Origin of the sequence: Nostoc sp. (assembly GCF_041747015.1) — a bacterium.
In the GTDB taxonomy this organism is placed as follows: Bacteria; Cyanobacteriota; Cyanobacteriia; order Cyanobacteriales; family Nostocaceae; genus Nostoc.
In genome coordinates this window covers 16,915-36,683 of sequence record NZ_JBGTFY010000161.1, presented here as the reverse complement: position 1 = coordinate 36,683, position 19,769 = coordinate 16,915, and the positions used below count along the sequence as shown (strand labels likewise).

The 19,769-nt window shown below is 39.9% G+C and carries 18 protein-coding genes and 1 pseudogene; 11 read left to right on the top strand and 8 right to left on the bottom strand.

Going from position 1 to position 19,769, the window contains the following annotated elements; genetic code table 11:
• Window positions 1-116 precede the first annotated feature (116 nt).
• Genes ACEW80_RS12750 through ACEW80_RS12740 form a run of 3 tightly spaced genes read right to left on the bottom strand, consistent with a single transcriptional unit; the run spans window position 117 to window position 2,365 of the window.
• A complete protein-coding gene (locus ACEW80_RS12750; protein WP_373526924.1) occupies window positions 117-1,667 on the bottom strand; it encodes a benzoate-CoA ligase family protein in 1,551 nt (516 codons plus the stop codon).
• Window positions 1,657-2,058, bottom strand: coding sequence for a holo-ACP synthase (locus ACEW80_RS12745; protein ID WP_373526923.1), 402 nt, complete (start codon window positions 2,056-2,058; stop codon window positions 1,657-1,659). The genes ACEW80_RS12750 and ACEW80_RS12745 overlap by 11 nt, the downstream gene beginning before the upstream one ends.
• Window positions 2,042-2,365 (bottom strand): acyl carrier protein, encoded by a 324-nt coding sequence (locus ACEW80_RS12740; protein ID WP_373526922.1) that lies wholly within the window; start codon window positions 2,363-2,365, stop codon window positions 2,042-2,044. The genes ACEW80_RS12745 and ACEW80_RS12740 overlap by 17 nt, the downstream gene beginning before the upstream one ends.
• Before the next feature lie 667 nt (window positions 2,366-3,032).
• Here ACEW80_RS12740 and ACEW80_RS12735 point away from each other — a divergent pair.
• The gene (locus ACEW80_RS12735) at window positions 3,033-5,723 is read left to right on the top strand and encodes a TonB-dependent siderophore receptor (protein ID WP_373526921.1); all 2,691 of its coding nucleotides are present in this window, start codon (window positions 3,033-3,035) and stop codon (window positions 5,721-5,723) included.
• 74 nt (window positions 5,724-5,797) lie between these two features.
• On the top strand, window positions 5,798-7,051 hold the full coding sequence (locus tag ACEW80_RS12730; RefSeq protein ID WP_373526920.1) for an MFS transporter: 1,254 nt from the start codon (window positions 5,798-5,800) through the stop codon (window positions 7,049-7,051).
• A gap of 254 nt (window positions 7,052-7,305) precedes the next feature.
• On the opposite strand, the gene ACEW80_RS12725 is transcribed toward ACEW80_RS12730, so the two are convergent.
• From ACEW80_RS12725 to lpdA, 4 genes are all read right to left on the bottom strand, one after another.
• Window positions 7,306-8,253, bottom strand: a complete 948-nt coding sequence (locus ACEW80_RS12725) for a D-2-hydroxyacid dehydrogenase (protein WP_373526919.1) — start codon at window positions 8,251-8,253, stop codon at window positions 7,306-7,308.
• A 407-nt stretch (window positions 8,254-8,660) separates the two neighbouring features.
• The gene (locus ACEW80_RS12720) at window positions 8,661-8,912 is read right to left on the bottom strand and encodes a DUF5340 domain-containing protein (protein WP_373526948.1); all 252 of its coding nucleotides are present in this window, start codon (window positions 8,910-8,912) and stop codon (window positions 8,661-8,663) included.
• Between the two features lie 290 nt (window positions 8,913-9,202).
• Window positions 9,203-10,066 carry an indole-3-glycerol phosphate synthase TrpC gene (gene trpC, locus ACEW80_RS12715; protein ID WP_373526918.1) on the bottom strand — a complete coding sequence of 288 codons (864 nt, stop codon included), beginning with the start codon at window positions 10,064-10,066 and terminating at the stop codon, window positions 9,203-9,205.
• Window positions 10,067-10,149: 83 nt separating this feature from the next.
• A complete protein-coding gene (gene lpdA, locus ACEW80_RS12710; RefSeq protein WP_373526917.1) occupies window positions 10,150-11,580 on the bottom strand; it encodes a dihydrolipoyl dehydrogenase in 1,431 nt (476 codons plus the stop codon).
• A gap of 294 nt (window positions 11,581-11,874) precedes the next feature.
• Here lpdA and ACEW80_RS12705 point away from each other — a divergent pair, with 294 nt between their 5' ends.
• The 9 genes and pseudogenes from ACEW80_RS12705 (at window position 11,875) to ACEW80_RS12665 (ending at window position 19,193) form a co-directional block, all read left to right on the top strand.
• Window positions 11,875-12,129, top strand: a complete 255-nt coding sequence (locus tag ACEW80_RS12705; protein ID WP_373526916.1) for an IS630 transposase-related protein — start codon at window positions 11,875-11,877, stop codon at window positions 12,127-12,129.
• A gap of 235 nt (window positions 12,130-12,364) precedes the next feature.
• Window positions 12,365-15,031 (top strand): bifunctional aconitate hydratase 2/2-methylisocitrate dehydratase, encoded by a 2,667-nt coding sequence (acnB, locus tag ACEW80_RS12700; protein ID WP_373526915.1) that lies wholly within the window; start codon window positions 12,365-12,367, stop codon window positions 15,029-15,031.
• A 49-nt stretch (window positions 15,032-15,080) separates the two neighbouring features.
• A pseudogene (locus ACEW80_RS12695) lies at window positions 15,081-15,230 on the top strand (element excision factor XisH family protein); the annotation flags it as partial.
• Window positions 15,231-15,471: 241 nt separating this feature from the next.
• Complete coding sequence (locus ACEW80_RS12690) at window positions 15,472-16,560, top strand: DUF262 domain-containing protein (RefSeq protein ID WP_373526914.1); 1,089 nt, start codon at window positions 15,472-15,474, stop codon at window positions 16,558-16,560.
• Complete coding sequence (locus tag ACEW80_RS12685) at window positions 16,560-17,243, top strand: MAE_28990/MAE_18760 family HEPN-like nuclease (RefSeq protein WP_373526913.1); 684 nt, start codon at window positions 16,560-16,562, stop codon at window positions 17,241-17,243. Before ACEW80_RS12690 ends, ACEW80_RS12685 begins: the two co-directional genes overlap by 1 nt.
• 101 nt (window positions 17,244-17,344) lie before the next feature.
• On the top strand, window positions 17,345-17,500 hold the full coding sequence (locus ACEW80_RS12680) for a hypothetical protein (RefSeq protein WP_373526912.1): 156 nt from the start codon (window positions 17,345-17,347) through the stop codon (window positions 17,498-17,500).
• Between the two features lie 488 nt (window positions 17,501-17,988).
• Window positions 17,989-18,210, top strand: a complete 222-nt coding sequence (locus tag ACEW80_RS12675) for a type II toxin-antitoxin system HicB family antitoxin (protein ID WP_373526911.1) — start codon at window positions 17,989-17,991, stop codon at window positions 18,208-18,210.
• Window positions 18,200-18,412 (top strand): type II toxin-antitoxin system HicA family toxin, encoded by a 213-nt coding sequence (locus tag ACEW80_RS12670; RefSeq protein ID WP_373526910.1) that lies wholly within the window; start codon window positions 18,200-18,202, stop codon window positions 18,410-18,412. The genes ACEW80_RS12675 and ACEW80_RS12670 overlap by 11 nt, the downstream gene beginning before the upstream one ends.
• 58 nt (window positions 18,413-18,470) lie before the next feature.
• Window positions 18,471-19,193, top strand: coding sequence for a class I SAM-dependent methyltransferase (locus ACEW80_RS12665; RefSeq protein ID WP_373526909.1), 723 nt, complete (start codon window positions 18,471-18,473; stop codon window positions 19,191-19,193).
• A gap of 411 nt (window positions 19,194-19,604) precedes the next feature.
• Here ACEW80_RS12665 and ACEW80_RS12660 read toward each other — a convergent pair whose 3' ends face one another.
• Window positions 19,605-19,706, bottom strand: a complete 102-nt coding sequence (locus tag ACEW80_RS12660; protein WP_373526947.1) for a transposase DNA-binding-containing protein — start codon at window positions 19,704-19,706, stop codon at window positions 19,605-19,607.
• Window positions 19,707-19,769: the final 63 nt, after the last annotated feature.

The following is a 19,769-nucleotide window of genomic DNA, read 5'->3' as shown; positions in this document are numbered from 1 at the left end:
ACCCAACATTTCCTAGACTTTGTTAGGTTACGCTTTATTTAACCCAAGCTGCTAGATTAATTACGAATTACGTTAGCGATTATTCGTTCGCTTTTAGCGTCTCGTAGAGAGCGCCATTATGAATTACGAATTAAACTCGTAGCTAAACTTTGATTTTTACCTAATAACTTTCGATGAATTTTTCCAGTTGAAGTACGTGGTAATTCTTCCAGAAAATAAACTTTTTGTGGAGCTTTAAAATGAGGCAACTTTTGTTTGGCAAATTTCCGAATATTAGTTTCTAATTCTGGCGAAGCTTCTTGTCCAGCCTTGAGACTGATATAAGCAACAATCTGAGTTAATTGTTCTTTGTTGTCAGACTCAGGTACAACAGCTACTTCCAGAATTTGAGGATGTTGATGTAATATATCCTCAATTTCCATCGGTGATATCCACTGACCATTAACTTTAAAAAGCTCGTCATTACGTCCCATAAAGTAGAAATAGCCATCAGCATCCTGCAAATATTTATCTCCAGTTCGCATGGTGTTTCCGTAAATAACTTGCCGTGTTTGTTCTACTCGCTTCCAGTAACCCAACATGAGGCTTTCTCCACTTACTTGGAGATTACCAATTTCACCAGGAAGACAAGAACAACCATTGTCATCAATAATTTGAATATCGTAACCAGCAATCGGACGACCAGAAGTACCTGGTTTGCATTCTCCTATTTGGTTGGAGAGAAAAATATGTAAAAACTCAGTAGTTCCAATTCCCTCACAAATTTCATGGTTGTAAGTCTCAAGCCACTTATGCCAAATACTCTTAGGTAATTGTTCAGCCGCAGAAACGCATAACCGCAGAGAAGACACATCTAGAGGAGAGATTTCACATAAAGCGAGAATACCTGCATAAACGCTAGGTATGCCAAACAAAATCGTTGGTCGATAACGCTGAATGTCTGTAATAATATCAAAAGCATTGTTGGCATCAGAAAGGACGCTGGCTGCACCTACGGACATTGGCATATATAAGGTATTCCCCAATCCGTAGGCAAAGGGCATTTTCGCAACTGAATAAGTGATGTCATCTTGGTGTAAACCTAAAGTTGCTTTACCATACCTTTCTGCACAAATTACCATACTTTGATGCAGATGAATTACACCTTTAGGGCGGCCTGTACTACCAGATGTATAGAGCCAAAAAGCTGGTTCATCGGTCGAAGTTTCTGCACAAGATAGTTGTTCATCTTGTTGATTAAGTAAGGAAATATAAGGATTTTCTCCCTCTTTGAGCAGTATATTACGTAAATACTTTGACTGAATCGGAGTTAGTTTTTCTTGCCACTCTTGAGTAGTTAATAAAAGTTTGGCGCGAGAATCTTGCAGAATGTATTGGATATCATCAAGGCTACAAGTCGTATTAATCGGAATCGGCACAGCCCCCAACCAGATTGCACCCCAAAAGGCAAATACAAACTCAGGAGAATCTGGTAGCAAAATAGCGATGCGGTTTTCCGGTTCTAGTCCCAGATTAGCGAGTAACCTAGCACTGCGTCGCACAAAGCTGCTGACTTGTGCATAAGTGTATGTTTTATTCTGATAATAAAAGGCTATTTTATCACTACGTTCGTGTGTTAAGTTACCTTCTATAAAGTAAGCTGCAACGTTAAATTTGTCATTGGTCATTTGTCATCCCATTTCCCAAAGCCAGGACGTGAACTAATACATGATCATCCCAATGAAACCAACTAGCTAACCATTTCTGAATATCACGTTTTTTAGCTTGACTGCTTGCTTCTCCATATAGATGAATAGTTAATTTGTTATCTATAATGTTGGCTTCAATTTCATTCCAAGCAATACCCACTATTCCAGTACCTAATGCTTTACCTACGGCTTCTTTAGTGGCAAAGCAGATTGCATAATATTGGTGGGAATTGCTAGCTGCTTGACACTGATTTATCTCGCTAGCAGTAAACAACAAATTTAAGATTTCACGCTCATAGCGAGCGACGAGTTTGGTAATTCTGGTGATTGGTGCAATATCTACACCTAACCCCTTAATCGTGGTTTGCATCTTGACAGGCGATCGCACTTTTTACTTTATCGCAGACTTGAGCCAAGGTCAAATCCTGGCGAGTTTCTAGTTTCACATTCACCCCTAGCTGACGTTTCAATCCCAAGGCAATTTCTATAATCTCAACGGAATCAAGCTGCAAATCCTTGTACAGTAGTGTGTCTTCATCAAGTGACTCTTCGGAAATATCGAGGTTAATAAGTATTGACTTGAGAGTTTTCATCACTTTCTCAGTGTCTTTGCAGTCAGACTCTACTAGAGAATCAATAGGGGAAATTTCTGTTGGGTCATCTATTTGTTGAGACATATTGAGCCTTAAGCATTGAGATGCACTGCTTCATAAAACTTACATAAACAAGCATCAGACTTGATTTAGCATTTACCTCCTGCTTCTACCAAGGTAGTCGGCTACTGCTTGTCCCTGATGTGAAAAATCCAGGTTTGCCAAAGTTTATTGACATAAGTTTTCAATTAATTTCTACCTTACTTTAATGGGAACCTTTTGCATTTAGCAATAGGAAATTAATAGAATAAACTTATCGGTTTTTTAAATACTAGGGTTTTTACTTATCAGAAGATACCTACGAAAACTCACATTTTTTGCTAATTGTCAATAGCAACATGACACATTCTGATCTTCAAATTTAAGTACGTTAATATAAATCTATTTTTTTATACTAATTAAAAAACCGTTAAAAAACTGCTATAAATGGACTTAGGATAAAAGCAATTTTTGAAAATGTAATTTAAATAACATTAGCTTTACCGATATTGTAGATAATAGTCTTATCCATAAATATTAAGTTAAGTTAAATTTGCAATAAGTTCTCAATACTGATTGGATTCCTTGTAGAATCTTATTTGCAACAAAAACATTTGACTTGCAAAATTAACGCGATCAAATTTCAATAATCTGAAAACTGTTGTGTCATTAAGCAAAATATTCAATGGCACGATGGAATATGAGGAAAATAATGAAACCAGAGCAATTCGTGCCAAGCCCGTTGTTCACATTCTTTGTCGTTGTGATAATTGCAACTCCTGCTCAAGCAGAGGTAAACCTAAAATCCTCTTTTGCGCCCATTGGAAATGGCGAGATTTCCAATCAACCATTAACCGTAGTTTCTCCGACAAAAGCGGTAAAACCGATCCGAAAAATTCGCCAACTGAGTGAAATTCTGCGCCCGCTTACCAATATTCAAATGTTGTTACAGCCATTTATACTCAGCCAAGCTGGTTTACAACAAGTCGTGGAAATTACCGGAGTAAAGGTTAATTCCACTGATAAAGGTGTAGAGGTAATTTTAGAATCTACTTTAGGTGAGCAGTTACAAGTGTCAGCGAAAACTGAAGGTAATACATATATCGCTGATATTCCCAATGCACAACTACGCCTTTCTAGTGGTGATAGATTCTTCAGGGAAAAACCAGTTGCAGGAATTACGGAAATTACGGTTAGTAACCAAGATGCTAAGACTATTCGGGTGACAGTGAAGGGTGAAACGGGTTTACCACAAGTTGAATTGTTCGACAGCAGTGAGGGTTTGATTTTTGGCTTAGTAACAAATACTGCTGTATCTCTCACACCTCCACCACAGCCACAGAGTGAAACTCCACCACCACAACCATCAGCCGAAACTGATGAACCTATTGAACTGGTAGTGACTGGTGAGCAAGATGGGTATAGCACACCAAACGCTAGCACTGCTACCAGAACAGACACCCCTATTCTGGATATTCCCCAAGCGATTCAGGTTATACCTCGGAAAGTCCTTGACGATCAACAAGTAATTCGACTAGATGAAGCACTAAACAACGTCAGTAATGTAATTGCTGGTGGTGCAGATACCAATACAGAAGCTAGATACACAATTCGCGGTTTTGATAATGCGCCATTATTAATAGATGGTTTTAGACAATATGGCTATCCAGAGGTTCCTGACACAGCGAACTTAGAACGCATCGAAGTCCTCAAAGGCCCGTCCTCAATCTTATATGGAGAGATTCAACCAGGCGGGGTAATCAATGCTGTTACTAAACAACCCTTATCAGAACCTTTTTACGAGGCTGAACTACAAGTAGGAAATGATAGTTTGATCCGTCCCAGAATTGACATTTCGGGGCCTTTAAATAATGACAAGAGTCAATTATATCGGCTAAATCTAGCCTATCTCAATAGTGAGAGTTTTCGAGGATTTGACCAAAACTTTGAGCAATTCTTCGTTGCACCTGCTTTAGCCGTGAAAGTGAGTGAAAACACAGATATCACCTTTGATTTGCAGTATTCCAACCGTATCCGACCATTTGATGCGGGTTTAATTGCTGTAGGCGATCGCGTGGTTGATGTTCCTCGCGATCGCATTCTCAATGAACCAGATGACTATATTGAGCGGACATTTATCAATACTGGCTATGCTTTGGAACATCGTTTTAACGATAGTTGGAAGATACGCAATGCCTTTCGCTACGCCACAACGAGGGTATTTAGCGATAAATTGACGATTCCGACTGCGTTTGATGAGACAACAGGTATTCTTGATCGTGTCTACGCTTATGATGATTTTTACTCCGATGATTACTCATTACAGACAAATGTCGTCGGTAAATTTAATACAGGTTCGGTGAAGCACACTCTATTGTTTGGTTTGGATTTAAATCGAACCAACTCTAGTACTTTTTCCAAGGCTGATTTTTTTAACTCAGCACCCCTTGATATCTTCAATCCTGTTTATCGAAACTTTCCTCGGACTTCTCTAAATGATGTGCTTATAGATAGGGAATCTAGGACAAATAGATTAGGGATTTATGTGCAAGACGAGATTGCTTTTTCTGACAGTTTGAAGCTACTCGCCGGACTGCGCTATGAAACTGTAGACCAAAAAATCAATAATCAACCATCGCTATTCTATCCAAACGGTGACACCAATCAATCTAATGAAGCTTGGACTCCGCGTGTCGGAATTGTTTATCAACCAATCAAAAAGCTATCCTTTTACGCCAGCTATTCACAATCATTTAATCCCAATATTGATAGATTCACGATCAATGGCGATCCATTAGAACCGGAACGGGGTGAAGGTTATGAAGTTGGAGTTAAAGCTGAGTTATTAGAAAGCAAAGTGTTTGCGACCTTAGCGTATTTTGATATTACCAAACAAAATGTTGCTACAGAAGACCTGAATTTTCCTGGACTGGGCATTTCAGTAGCAACAGGCGAACAACGCAGTCAAGGAGTTGAACTTGATGTTAGTGGGCAAATCCTACCAGGATGGAATATTATTGCCTCCTACGCCTACACAGATGCAGAAGTCACAGCAGACGGTAGCATACCTATTGGCAATAGACTCATCGGGGTTCCCAGACATAACGCTAGTTTGTGGACAACCTACGAATTACAACGTGGTAATTTGCAGGGTTTGGGCATTGGGGTGGGAGTTAACTATCTTGGAGAACGTCAAGGAGACCTCGAAAACAGCTTTGAGTTAGATAGCTATTTTCTTACCAATGCTGCTATTTTTTACCGCCGAGACAATTGGCGATTCGCCCTCAACTTCAAGAATATTTTTGATATTGACTACATCAGTGGCGTACCTTTTAGCAGAACCAGTGGGATATATCCTGGTGAACCTTTTACAGTAATTGGTTCAATTTCGGTGCAGTTTTGATTGGGAGATGAGGGGGATGAGGAGAATAACCCATGCCCAATGCCCCCATATAGTATGAGAGGAATTTATTTGTTGTGATTAGCATCAAAAGCCTTAAGAAATTTGGGTTACTCGGCAGCTTGTATGTGTCGCAGTTCATGCCATTTTGGTTTCTGTACCAAGCTTTACCTGTATTCATGCGTCAGCAAGGACTTTCGTTAAAAACAATCGGCTTATTGCAATTGCTTGCTCTCCCTGTGGCGCTAAATTTTCTTTGGTCGCCTCTAATTGACCGCTATGGATTTACTCGCTGGGGACACTATCGTTTCTGGATTATCTGTTTTCAACTTCTGATTGCCGGTATGACAGCTATTTGTGCTTTGCTAAGTGTGGAACATAACTTTACTGCTTTGTTGATTTCTATAGCTGTAATCAGTTTCTTGTGTGCCACCTTGGATATTGCTACTGATGCTTTGGCTATAAATTTACTGAAACCACACGAGAGAGGTTTGGGGAACTCAGTACAAAGTGTAGGTGGTTCTCTCGGTGCTGTCATCGGCGGGGGAGGAATGCTGATTTTGTTTAATCGCTGGGGATGGAGTGCCACTCTCCAAACCTTAGCGCTGATTATGGTGGTAGCACTACTACCGGTGTTTTGGCATCAGGAAAATGTAGGGAACAGACAAATGGTGGTTGATAAACAATATGGGAATTTTACAGATAAACTATCTACTTCATCCACATCTCCAACTAAATTGTCTGCTTCTTATTTCAATACCTTTATTGACTTTTGCCGTAAACCAGGAATGCTCAACTGGTTGCTGATCTTGCTGCTATATTCAGCAAGTACTCAAATGGCAGCTACTATGTATCCTCCTCTACTCGTAGATATTGGACTGTCTTTATCAGAGATTGGCTGGCTACTGGGAGTTATAGGTGCGAGTGCTTCGGCGCTTGGTGGAATTGTCGGAGGTTTGATTCTTTTTTCTTGGGGAAGAAAGCGATCGCTATTTGTATTCAGTTTATTATGGGCGATGGCGATCACAACTTATTTACTTCCGGCATTCGGTGTCATCAGTCTGCCTATTCTCTACTTGGTGGCCATCAGTACGTTTTTTACTATTGGGATTATGAATACTGCTACGTTCACCATCATGATGGATAAAAGCAGTTTAGAAACACCTGGTACTGATTACACCATCCAAAGTTCAGTAGGTATTCTTGGTAGTCTTGGTACTGGTTCTGTTAGCGGTTTAATTGCCGAGGTAATTGGTTATCAGGGAGTCTTTGCAATCAGTTTAGCGATGGCAATAATTAGCGTTTTGATGATTGCCAAGAGAACTCTATAGAATGACGCAGCAACGCAATTTTATGAGGTTGGAAAAAAAGGTGCGATCGCTAATAATTTTTTTCAGTACTAAAAAATATTTATTACCTTAAAATAAATATTAATACATAAAAACATGACTAAAATTATTGCCTTTGCGATTGCTACCCAATCTATAGTAACTAAAACACCCATAAACAAAGTTGTCAGTAACAAGCTAGTGATTTGTTGTAATCTAGACTGTGAGAAAAAAATCATCAGAGTAGTTCAAATAAACTAATAACCTACTGTTTGATCTACGACGTTACGCAGAGGTTTACCTTGGCGATAGCGGGTAAAATTATTTAGGAACAAAGCAAGCGATCGCTCCTTAACTCTGAGAGAATTACCAGAACAGTGGGGTGTAATAAAAACGTTGGGTAATGACCACAATGGACTTTCTGGTGGTAGTGGTTCTGTAAACACTGTGTCTAAAGCAGCCCCCGCAATTTCACCATCCTGTAATGCTTTGACTAGTGCAAATTCATCTACAATTGCACCACGAGCAATATTAATTAAATAAGCACTGGGACGCATCAGATGCAATACCTCAGCATCAATCATAGCTTTAGTTTCCCAAGTCAGAGGTGTGGCAATCACAACATAGTCGGCTTCATCCAAAAGTGCTTTCCATTCATCTGAACCAACTACTTTGTCAAAGTTAGGTAGTGGTTGCGGGTGACGACGACTCCCAAAAATACGCATCCCAAAGGCTTTAGCACGGGACGCAATTTCTTGTCCAATTCCACCTGCACCGATAATTAATAAGGTTTTATCTAGCAATTCTTGAATTGGCAGACCTTTTTGCCAACGGTGTTGAGTCTGTTGTTGGTGTAATTTGGGTAGTTGCTTGGCATGGGACAGCATATAAGCAATGACGAATTCGGCAATAGGAATCGCGTGAACTCCCGCACCGTTGGTCAAAATGAGGTTACGTTCTATATATTTGGGTGTAACGATGTGATTTACACCAGCATTTGGTGCATGATGCCAACGCAATTGCGGCGCAGATTCTAAAACTCGATGCAAGGTTGTAGGTTTGAGGAAAAACCAGCTAAAGTAAACCTCGGCATCTTTAGCATCGCTATCCAAGTTACCTTCGCTATCCACACGCACAACTACTATGTCATCAGGTAGATGAGCCTCAAGTTCTGTGGCTACGTCTGTTGGTAGAATAATTTTCAAAGCTGACAACTCCCTTCACCTCGCTTTGTCATAAATTTTCAGTGGTGCATCATAGTTGCTGTATTTATTAAAAATAAGTTAGTAGTTAGATAGAAATAACTCTATATAAATTTATGAAACTGGCTAGCTAAAGTTAAATTTGTATCAACATTTGAGCGTTGAGACTGCCGATTTCAAACCTTGATCTTGTATCTCTAGGTATTTTTGCAAAACAGATAAAGTTTTGGTTTTGTTACTATAATCTTTTTAGCTGACTTTCAATCGCACCCCAAACTTTGCATTTAAGTCAGGCAAGTGCGGTGGAAGCTGTGAGTACTGACCTTTTCAATATATAAACACTTTCTGACAGTGATAATCTAACCCAACAAGGATGCCAAATTTGAGGTTGAGATATTGAGTTATCAGCTTCAATCGGGGGCAACCATTTTGCTACCGTTATGATGGTTGATCGACCAACGGTAATCAACAGTCACAGAGGAAAACTCGCAAATTTCTTCTAGTCGCTTTTGTTGCACGGCAGCTTTTCTAAGAGTAATAATTAACTGATTCACTTGATACCGTAAATCTGGATTGTCATTTACCGCTAACATGGTTTGTCTTTCTAAAAGTTGGAGTATCAGTTCGTAGTGGATAGGTGAAGGTAGAGGAATTTGCTCCATAAAGTTAAGTTTTGATTTCATATTTGTAATTTTGTATTAGTTAGACTTTTCTCTTGTTAATGAATTGTTACATAATAAATAACTAATTGTTTACAACTTTGATATCAGTAGCAATGAAGATTTGGCAAAGATATTGATAATATTTGGTGATAAACTGCTACGTGTCTACGTAGCAGTTTGCCCGATCGCCTAACAATTGTGTACAGATGCTTTGCGCCAATAGTGCAGGGGAGATGCTTCTTTTAGAAATTCCTCGGCAATATACGGGCGATGTCTACGACGGGCTACGCCTACGCAGCACCAATATCTGGTTGTTTTACCAAAGATTCTCCAATAAGTACAGCAGATGCACCTGCTGCAACGACTAAACTTAAATCATCTGGATTATGTAATCCTGATTCGCTGACAACAAGGATGTTTTTCTCCTGCAATTGGCTACGCCTTGCAGTTAAAAGTTGGCAAGTAGTTTGCAGGTCAACAGAGAAATCTTCCAAATTGCGATTATTGATTCCTATCAAGGAGACGCTATCTAAGGCTAACACACGGTCAAGTTCTGCCAAACTATGGACTTCAATCAAGGCTGCCATTTTTAGATTGTTAGCAATTTTAAGGAAGTATTGCAAATGTTGATCGCTTAAAATAGCCGCAATTAACAAAATCGCATCTGCACCCTGAACCCGTGCCAAATACATCTGGTAAGGATAAATGACAAAATCTTTGCACAATAAGGGCAAATCTACGGCAGCCCGAACCTTGGCTAAGTTATCAAAACTGCCTTGAAAAAACTTGACATCCGTTAGCACAGAAAGACAACTAGCTTTAGCTTGCTGATAAGAGAGGGCGATCGCAACTGGGTCAAAATCTGCTCGTAAAACGCCTTGACTCGGCGAAGCTTTTTTAACCTCAGCAATCAACGCTGGCTGAGTCTTACCTTGGCGCAAGGCGGCGACAAAATCACGGGTTGGCGGCGCCCAGAGTGCCTGATGTTGCAATTCCCGTAAAGGAACCTTTTCCCGCATTTGGTCAACTTCTACTTCTTTATGCCAGACAATTTCTTCCAAAATGTTATTTGGCGCTGCATCTGGTACGGCAACTTGATAACATAACATGGACACAGCAATAACTGGGTTAGGTGAACGGCGACGAATTTGCATAATTAGTCATTAGTCATTGATCATTAGTCATTGGTCATTTGTCCTTGTTTTTTGGCAAAGGACAAATGACAAAGAACAAATGGCTAAACGGCGATCGCTCGTTTATAAGCTTCGTCCAGCACTTCCGAAAGTGTTGGATGGGCGTGAACTAGATGTGCGAGGTTTTGAACAGATTGACGGTTAGCGATCGCTGCTGACGCTTCATGAATTAAGTCTGCGGCGTGCAGTCCGAAAATGTGAACGCCTAAGACTTCTCCTGTGTCTTTGCGATATATAACTTTCGCCATACCGTCGGCTTCATTTTCTGCCAACGCTTTGGAATTCCCTTTGAAGTAACTCTTACTTGCGGCGATTTCAAACCCTTCGGTTTGTCCCAACTCCTTCGCTGCGGTTTCTGTTAAACCCACATAGCTGATTTCAGGGTGGGTAAAAGCCGCTGCGGGGATGCTGCGATAGTCTACTATTTTTTCCCTCCCAACTATATTTTCTACCGCGATGATGCCTTGATTAGAAGCCGCGTGTGCCAACATCATCTTGCCATTGGCGTCACCAATTGCCCACAGATGCGGCACTACTTCACCAGATGACAGCACCGCCATGCGATCGTCAACTGGAATGAAATTGCGTCGATCAACTTCCACACCTACAGACTCTAAACCGAGATTTTGTGTTACCGGGATGCGTCCGGTGGCTACCAAACAAGCATCTACTTCGATGACATCTACATCTTCTTTGGTTTTGAAATCTGCTAACTCAATTACCACAGGTGAACCAGGAATGACTTTTTTGGCGTATATCCCCACTTTCGTTTCAATATCGCGGGGAGTAATCAGCACCCGTTCGGCAAGTTTGGCAATATCGCGATCAAATCCTGGCATTAACTGATCTAGGGCTTCAATCATGGTGATTTCACAACCCAAAGCTGAGTAAATATCAGAAAATTCCAAGCCGATGTAACCACTGCCAATAATCGCCACCCAGTCTGGTAGTGATTCTAACTTCACACCTTGGTCACTGGTAAAGACAGTTTTGCCGTCTACTTCAATCCCTGGAGGTACAAAAGGAATTGAGCCTGGCGAAAGGATGATATCTTTGGCGGTGATGGTTTTTTCACCACTGTCTCCGGTAATGGAGACTTTTTGCGCCCCAGCGATTTTTCCCCAACCCCTGATAATATCGACTCCTAGACGTTTGAGACTGTTAGTTAAGTCGCCTTGAATTTTCGAGACAAGACTGTTAGCATGGTTGGCGATCGCTTGGCGATCAAATTCCACGCTCCCAACTTGAATTCCTAGTGACTTGAGGTGGTGGGCATTGCGTAACTCTCGCACACGTCCAGATGCCGCCAGCAGCGCTTTAGAAGGAATACAGCCCCGATTAACACAGGTTCCTCCCATATCAGCAGCTTCAATAATCGCTGTTTTCAATCCGCAACTTACGGCGTGTAAGGCTGCGCCATGTCCGCCTACACCAGCGCCGATAATTACTAAATCGTAATCAAATCCTTGACTCACGTTAGTTTCCCTGTGTGCTTCGCCTATTTATTCTCAACTTGAGCGGCAATCAGCGCAACCCCTTTAAGGTTCCGGTATTGCTAACTCAAATTATGATTCACTCACAAATGGCAAAAAGATGGATGGTTTCAGTAATTATAGTCAAATCCATATACTTATTTTTTTTATACCCCAAAAAAGTTAGAGAGCAGGGAAGCAGAGGAGAGATATTTTGGAATGTAATATAGAATTTCCCGGTCTACCGAGTTACACCTAGTTAAATAAATAAGGTTGTGCATCTAAATAAGGATAGAAATGAAAGCATACTCGCTCGACTTACGTCAAAAGATAGTTGCTCCATATTTAAAAGGCGGAATATCACAACGCCATTTAGCCAAAAGATTTAGAGTGGCTTTAAGCTTTATTGAACACTATCGAGAAACAGGAAATATAGTTCCTATCAGGATACAACAAACTCCAGCAAAGTTAAACGAACAACAATTGAAGGTTCTTAAAGAGATTGTGTCAGCAAATAATCATGCTACGCTATCAGAGATTCGTAACGACTAGACAAATTTATCACTTGATTTAATGAACTATAATCTAAGTATATAAAAGCTTACCCGTCGTCTTACAGAGTTGAGTGCAATTAGCGAAGATTAGATATCAGCCATAAAACATCATCTCACGGAATCGTTTATCATTAACGTTTTCAACAATAAAAATAGGGTAAACTGTGATAGCCAAAGCTGGCGTTAAATTAGCTCATAATTAAGGGGATAATACCCCAATGGAGAACATAAAAATGCTAGAACAATACCGTCAACATATTGCTGAAAGGGCAGCATTAGGAATACCACCTTTACCATTAAACGCAAAGCAAACAGCTGAACTGTGTGAATTATTGAAAAATCCCCCAAAGGGTCAAGAAGATATATTATTACATCTATTGAGCGATCGCGTTTCTCCGGGTGTTGATCCAGCAGCTTATGTCAAAGCTGGATTTCTCAGTGCCATTGCCAAAAAGGAAATCACTAGTCCCTTAATTTCGCGCATAGAAGCGGTGCAATTGTTAGGGACGATGGTAGGTGGTTACAACGTGCAATCTTTAATCGATTTGCTGCAATGGCCTACCGTATCCCTGTCAGACTCATCTGAAACACCTCTAGTCATGGGTGGACAAGGAAAGGAACCCATCTCCGCTTACGCCGCCAACGCCTTAAGCAAAATCCTCTTAGTGTATGATGCTTTCCACGATATTTTAGAGTTGTCTAAAACCAATCCTTTCGCCAAGCGGGTGATTGACTCTTGGGCGGAAGCTGAATGGTTTACCATGCGCCCCACAGTAAGAGAAGCGATTACTGTCACCGTTTTTAAAGTTCCTGGCGAAACCAATACCGACGACTTATCCCCCGCCCAAAGTGCTACAACTCGCCCAGATATACCCTTACACGCCTTAGTGATGTTAGAGTTACGGCAACCGGGAAGCTTGGCAACCATTACCGAACTGAAGAAAAAAGGGCATCCTATAGCTTACGTAGGGGATGTAGTTGGTACTGGTTCCTCGCGTAAATCTGCCATCAACTCAGTATTGTGGCATACAGGAAATGATATACCTTTTGTGCCAAACAAACGCGCTGGGGGTTATATTTTAGGTGGTGCGATCGCGCCTATTTTCTTTAACACAGCAGAAGATGCCGGTGCTTTGCCTATCCAGTGCGATGTCAGCAAACTCGAAACCGGCGCAGTAATTACCATCCATCCCTACAAAGGCGAAATTACAAACGTTGCAGGCGAAGTCATTTCCACCTTTGCCCTCAAACCTGACACCATCTTCGACGAAGTTCGCGCAGGTGGACGCATCCCCCTACTTATTGGACGTACTCTCACCGATAAAACCCGTCTTGCACTTGGTTTAGAACCCAGCACAGTCTTTACTCGTCCCCAGCAAGCCTTTGATACAGGCAAAGGCTACAGCCTAGCACAAAAAATGGTAGGTAAAGCTTGCGGATTACCTGGTGTGCGTCCCGGCACATCCTGCGAACCCATCATTACAACCGTTGGTTCCCAGGATACCACAGGCCCCATGACCCGCGACGAATTAAAAGAACTCGCCTGTCTTGGTTTCAGTGCAGACTTAGTGGTTCAGAGTTTTTGCCACACAGCTGCTTATCCCAAACCAGTTGATATCCAAACTCATCACGAACTCCCCGACTTTTTTGCCTCCCGTGGCGGTGTCGCCCTCCGTCCCGGTGATGGTATCATCCACTCTTGGTTAAATCGGATGCTGCTACCCGACACCGTGGGAACTGGCGGAGACTCTCACACCCGCTTCCCCTTAGGTATTTCCTTCCCCGCGGGTTCTGGATTAGTGGCGTTTGCAGCCGCTTTGGGTGTCATGCCTTTAGATATGCCAGAGTCAGTTTTGGTAAGATTTAAAGGTGAATTGCAACCAGGTATCACTCTGCGGGATGTTGTGAATGCCATTCCCTACGTGGCAATTCAAAAAGGTTTACTAACAGCAGAGAAGCAGAACAAGAAAAACGTTTTCTCTGGGCGAATTCTGGAAATAGAAGGTTTGCCAGATTTAAAAGTTGAACAAGCCTTTGAACTCACCGATGCTAGTGCCGAGCGATCGTGTGCAGGATGTACAATTAAGCTGAGTGTAGAGACAATTTCGGAATACCTGCGTTCTAACATAGCGCTGCTGAAAAATATGATAGCACGAGGCTATCATGATCCGCGTACCATGCTGCGCCGTGTGGCAAAGATGGAAGAATGGTTAGCAAATCCTGTGTTATTAGAAGGCGATGCCGATGCGGAGTATGCCGAAATAATTGAAATTGATTTGAACGAAATCAAAGAACCAATTGTTGCCGCTCCCAATGACCCCGATAATGTTAAATTATTATCGGAAGTTGCTAATGATCCAGTACAAGAAGTATTTGTCGGTTCATGTATGACGAATATTGGTCATTATCGGGCAACAGCGAAAGTTTTGGAAGGTGCAGGTGAAGTGAAAACTCGCCTGTGGATAGCACCACCAACGCGCATGGATGAACACCAATTAAAAGAAGAAGGTGTATACAGCGTTTTTGGGGCTGCGGGTGCTAGAACAGAAATGCCAGGGTGCAGTTTGTGCATGGGTAATCAGGCGCGAGTTGCTGATGGCACAACAGTATTTTCTACCTCTACCCGCAACTTCAATAATCGCATGGGTAAAGATGCGCGAGTGTATCTTGGTTCAGCAGAATTAGCCGCAGTTTGTGCGCTGCTGGGGCGGCTTCCGACAGTGCAGGAATATTTGGATATTGTGGCGAATAGAATTGAGCCTTTTGCCGATGATTTGTATCGGTATTTGAACTTTGATCAAATCGTCGGTTTTGAGGATGAAGGGCGCGTGATTGCGTTGGAAGATATGCCAAGGCTTGAGGATATTCTGGGTATGCCAGCTAGTAGTTTGCGTTATTAAGTAAAGTAGGGTGGGCAATGCCCACCTAATTTTTATTATCTGGGTAAAAATGCCAGCAAAAGATATCTACCATAATGCCGTGAAAAATGCCTTAATTAAAGATAGCTGGACAATTATGGCTGATCCCTATCCAATCAAATATGCTGAAGTTAAACTGTTTGCGGATATGGTTGGTGAAAAAACCCTGTCTGTAAGTAGATAAAATTAACAGTTGGTATAATTTTAGCTAAAGCGAGTCTTAACTTTAGGAAATGATATGATTCCTGGGGAGAAGATACTTAAGCTTAATGAAGTTAGGGTTTAGTAGAATTATTAGATCAGATAGAATGTTTTTTCGAGACTCATCTTTAACTTAGCCAAGTGGGAAAATTTGGTCAGATTAGTTAAATCAATACAAAAATCTCTAAGACTAAACATTAACGAAAACAAATGGTCAAGTTATGGTAACTCAATTAGAAATTACAGATGAACGTAAAGAAAAGGCTGAAGAAGAAATTCGTGACAAAAGAAAGCGTGTTGACTACACCACCTTAGAATACCCTATCGAAGTAATTGTTAAAAAATATTTAGATGGCAAAGCTGAAGATGAAAATGAATTCTTTATTCCAGACTATCAACGAGAAATGGCTTGGGATGAAGATAGGCAATCAAAATTTATTGAATCTGTAGTTTTAGGTTTACCAATACCTTATATTTTCGTTGCTGATATATCAGAATCAGAAGATTTAGCACGTTTAGAAATTATAGATGGTACACAACGTATTCGCACTTTAACTAGGTTTATTAACAATGAACTTAGATTAAAAAATCTGGAAAAATTAAAAACTCTAAATGGGTTTACTTTTGAAGATTTACCGCCACAACGCCAAAGACGTTTTAACAGAACTACTATTAGAATGATTCAATTAACAGAAGAAGCAGATGAAGAAGTCAGAAGGGATCTTTTTGAGAGAATTAATAGTGGTAGTGTTGAATTAAACGAAATGGAGAAACGCAGGGGAAGTAAACCAGGAAAGTTTCTCGATCTAATTGAGGAACTATCAAGAAATAAAAACTTTCAAGATTTATGCTCTTTTACTAAACCTGAAATTGATAAAAGAGATCCACAAGAATTTGTACTACGTTTTTTTGCATTTTTAAATAATTATAAAAATTACTCTGGTAGAAAAGTTCATGAGTTTTTAGATGACTATTTAGAACAAGAAAATAAATCTAGTTCTCTAAGTATTGATACAATGAAAAATGAGTTTTATTTGATGTTAGAATTTGTGAAAAAGCATTTTCCTAATGCTTTACATATTTATCGAAAAATAAAAAATCGCTATGAACCGACAACTCGAATCAAGTTTGAATCAATCTCTGTCGGTATTGCTTTAGCATTAAGAGAAAACCCAAATCTAGTACCAAAATCAACTGGTTTTTTAGATTCTCAAGCATTTAAAGATTGTACTCCATCTGATGCAAGTAGTTCTCAAAATAAGGTCAATAAGCGTATTCATTATGTTCGCGATCAGCTTCTAGGCAATTAATGAAAAGTACATTATTTCAAGATTTTGATGAACGCGCTCAAGAAGTTAGTAGATATTTTTTATTTTTGAAAAATTTAGAGCAAGGTTCAATTAAATTAAGCATGGGTAATGCTAAGAATACAAAAACCAAATCAATAAACAATGACTTAGAAAAAACTCTTAAAGCAACAGGATTTTTGTTGCTCTATAATCTAATTGAATCCACTATGACTAATGCGATTGAAGCAGTTTTCGATGAACTAAAAAATAAAAATATTTCTTTTGATGATGTTAGAGATGAAATTAAAAAGATTATTATTGATAACATTAAAGATAAAGATAATAAATCCACAAATAATCTTTTAGTTAGTATCCAAAATATTTCAGTTGATATTATATCAGCTAGTTTTAACAAAAAGAGATTATTTTCAGGTAATGTCGATGCAAGAGAAATAAAAGATACAGCAAATATGTATGGTTTTTCATATAAGACAAATGCTAGAAAAACTCAAAATGGGAGCGATTTACTAACAGTTAAGACCAACAGAAATGATCTTGCACATGGTTCTAAGTCATTTGAGGAAGTTGGTAGAAACGCTACTGCGTATGAGTTATTAAAAATTCAAAAAAGAGTTATTTCTTATTTAAAGGCAATATTAGAGAATATAGAGATTTATCTATCTAACGAAGAATATTTAAAATAGTTAGTTCAGGTGAGTTTTGGGGAAAAATAAGACATAAAAACCCGCTTCATTACTACAGCTTGTAGTAAGGGTATGGATTTCTACACATAGGAGTTATTAAAATGCTTGAACTTCACAAAAGCTATGTTATTGACGAAAATAAACGACCTATTGCCGTACAAATTCCTATCGCAGAATTTGAAAAAATTGAAGAAATTCTTGAAAATTACGGTTTAGTAAAATTCATGGAAGAGGTAGAGGAAGAAGAACCACTGTAAAAAGATGAAGCACTAAAATATTATCAAGCACTAAAAGAAGAAAATGTGGCAAGTTGACTATACTAAGAGATTCTTGAAAGAACTCGCTGCTTTACCAGTTGAGATTCAAAGCCGCGTATAACCTATCGTGTTTCAAGAACTTGAATCAGAGAATCCGTTTGAATTAGGATATCTGGGAAAACTGAAAGGCTATAGTGATAAATATAAGATTGGAGTTGGTAATTATCGTATTAGTATTACTCTTGATCAAACAACAAAAACATTAATCTGCCAACGAGTTGGTCACCGCAAAGACATCTACAGAATTTTTCCTTGAAGCACACACTGTAATATTAAAATTATAGGCGATCGCATCCTAATTAAGAGTCAGGTGTAGACGCATATTACTAGGTCGAAGCAAGCTACGCGGAGCATCTCGTAGAGAAGCAGCTTGTTGTTAGACATCGCTTGAAACTAAAAAAATATAACCTAAACTTCAGGCTATCCCTATGAAGTCTCTGCAAAACTATACTACTGTGATTCGCCCTGATGATAATGGCACATTTGTTGCCTATGTTCCAGCAATTCCTGGTTGTCACGCTTGGGGACAAACACCAGATGAAGCCCATACTGAACTTGTCTCTGTTTTTGAAATGATTCAAGAAGAGTACAAACAACAAGGGCGTTCTCTACCTGGAGATGTAGAACTGGTGATTGCAAATGCCAGCTAAAGCAAGTGAATTGGAAAGGGTTGCCCGAAAACTAGGATTTGAAAAAGTCCGAGAGAAGGGTAGTCATGCTCGTTGGCAACATCCAGATGGACGAGTAACTACAATTCCCATTCATGGCAACGCTGAAATTGGTAGTTGGTTGTTTTATGAAATTCTCAAACAGTTGGGCATTACAGAAGAAGATTTTAACCAGCTAAAGTAATTAGTGCGATCGCAAAGCGAATTTGACTACAATCCTTAGAAAGAGCAGCAATAATCTAATGTCTAAAAAGTCCGATTCGCAGTTACAAAATCTCTTTTCTTCACAAAAATTGACCAATTGGGACGAAAGATTAGCCCAAATAGCCTATCGCTTTAACCGGGAGTATCAAGGTGAAACCTTTGAACTCCCAATAGAAGTACAGGCGATGCCGATATTCCGCGAGTGGATTGCTGGGAGTTTCTCAGGAAGAATTGCTTCATCTTTCTGGGAAATTGCTCAACCTCAAAAAAACCAACACTGTATAGATATTGGCTGTGGGATCAGCTTTTTAATTTATCCTTGGCGGGATTGGCAAGCATTTTTTCATGGGCAAGAAATCAGTAATGTGGCACGTGATACCCTTAATTCCCGTGGGCCGCAATTGAATTCTAAGCTATTCAAAGGTGTTGAGTTGGGAGCAGCTGATCAGTTAAGCTATTCATCAGAGCAATTTGACCTAGCGATCGCAACCGGATTTAGTTGTTATTTTCCCCTTGAATATTGGAATGCTGTACTGATGGAAGTCAAGCGGGTGTTGAAACCTGGCGGACATTTTGTATTTGACATCCTTAATCCAGAACAGCCTTTAGCAGAAGATTGGGCTGTTTTAGAAACCTATTTGGGTGCTGAGGTGTTTTTAGAGCCTTTAGCTGAGTGGGAAAAAACAATTAAAGCGACTGGTGCGAAAGTAATAGCACAGAAATCAACCGAATTATTCGAGTTGTACAAGGTTCGGTTTTAAAAAGACATTCTCGGTATAACTAGATAACATTGGCAGAGAATACAAGGGAAACCCCATAAAGAAATTTAGGGGTTTCAAACAGGGACACGTTTTTTGCCTCTACAAGACGCTAGGCGATCGCACTACGTGTCCCTTAAAAAATCTTTTTATCTTTATCCCCAAAGCCAATTCCGAGTTAAAAGTCCTTAACTCAGAAGTATTGAACCTACACCTATTATTCTTAATTACTAAAAGTTTTATACTACTTTACAAATCGTCTTTTTTTAGTTGATAGAGTTTCTTTCCGGACCTTTTGATCGTACTCCTTAAATTACCACTGAGGGTTTCTCGATATTCATCAAAACAGCCAGTTATCTTTAAGTAAGATCCCATCATCCAATCAAGCTCTTTAATGAGGATAATATCTGACATTCATGTTCCACTTGCTTGCGGAACGCTGGCTTCGGGTTTAGCATTTAAATTTTCGACTATTTTGATTAACCGTTTGGTTTTTCTAGTTCTTGTGTGATCGATTGTTCCATTTGCTGACTTTGCTATGTTTCAGAGTTTTCGTATAGAACATATACAATTTCTGGC

Bases quoted from the DNA above. Each gene is read 5' to 3' on its own strand.
- ACEW80_RS12720 (WP_373526948.1), bottom strand. From the start codon at position 8,912: ATGGAGCAAATTCCTCTACCTTCACCTATCCACTACGAACTGATACTC.
- ACEW80_RS12670 (WP_373526910.1), top strand. From the start codon at position 18,200: ATGCCAGCTAAAGCAAGTGAATTGGAAAGGGTTGCCCGAAAACTAGGA.
- ACEW80_RS12690 (WP_373526914.1), top strand. From the start codon at position 15,472: ATGGTAACTCAATTAGAAATTACAGATGAACGTAAAGAAAAGGCTGAA.
- ACEW80_RS12745 (WP_373526923.1), bottom strand. From the start codon at position 2,058: ATGCAAACCACGATTAAGGGGTTAGGTGTAGATATTGCACCAATCACC.
- ACEW80_RS12675 (WP_373526911.1), top strand. From the start codon at position 17,989: ATGAAGTCTCTGCAAAACTATACTACTGTGATTCGCCCTGATGATAAT.
- acnB (WP_373526915.1), top strand. From the start codon at position 12,365: ATGCTAGAACAATACCGTCAACATATTGCTGAAAGGGCAGCATTAGGA.
- ACEW80_RS12750 (WP_373526924.1), bottom strand. From the start codon at position 1,667: ATGACCAATGACAAATTTAACGTTGCAGCTTACTTTATAGAAGGTAAC.
- ACEW80_RS12665 (WP_373526909.1), top strand. From the start codon at position 18,471: ATGTCTAAAAAGTCCGATTCGCAGTTACAAAATCTCTTTTCTTCACAA.
- trpC (WP_373526918.1), bottom strand. From the start codon at position 10,066: ATGCAAATTCGTCGCCGTTCACCTAACCCAGTTATTGCTGTGTCCATG.
- ACEW80_RS12680 (WP_373526912.1), top strand. From the start codon at position 17,345: ATGCTTGAACTTCACAAAAGCTATGTTATTGACGAAAATAAACGACCT.
- ACEW80_RS12735 (WP_373526921.1), top strand. From the start codon at position 3,033: ATGAAACCAGAGCAATTCGTGCCAAGCCCGTTGTTCACATTCTTTGTC.
- ACEW80_RS12685 (WP_373526913.1), top strand. From the start codon at position 16,560: ATGAAAAGTACATTATTTCAAGATTTTGATGAACGCGCTCAAGAAGTT.
- ACEW80_RS12705 (WP_373526916.1), top strand. From the start codon at position 11,875: ATGAAAGCATACTCGCTCGACTTACGTCAAAAGATAGTTGCTCCATAT.
- ACEW80_RS12740 (WP_373526922.1), bottom strand. From the start codon at position 2,365: ATGTCTCAACAAATAGATGACCCAACAGAAATTTCCCCTATTGATTCT.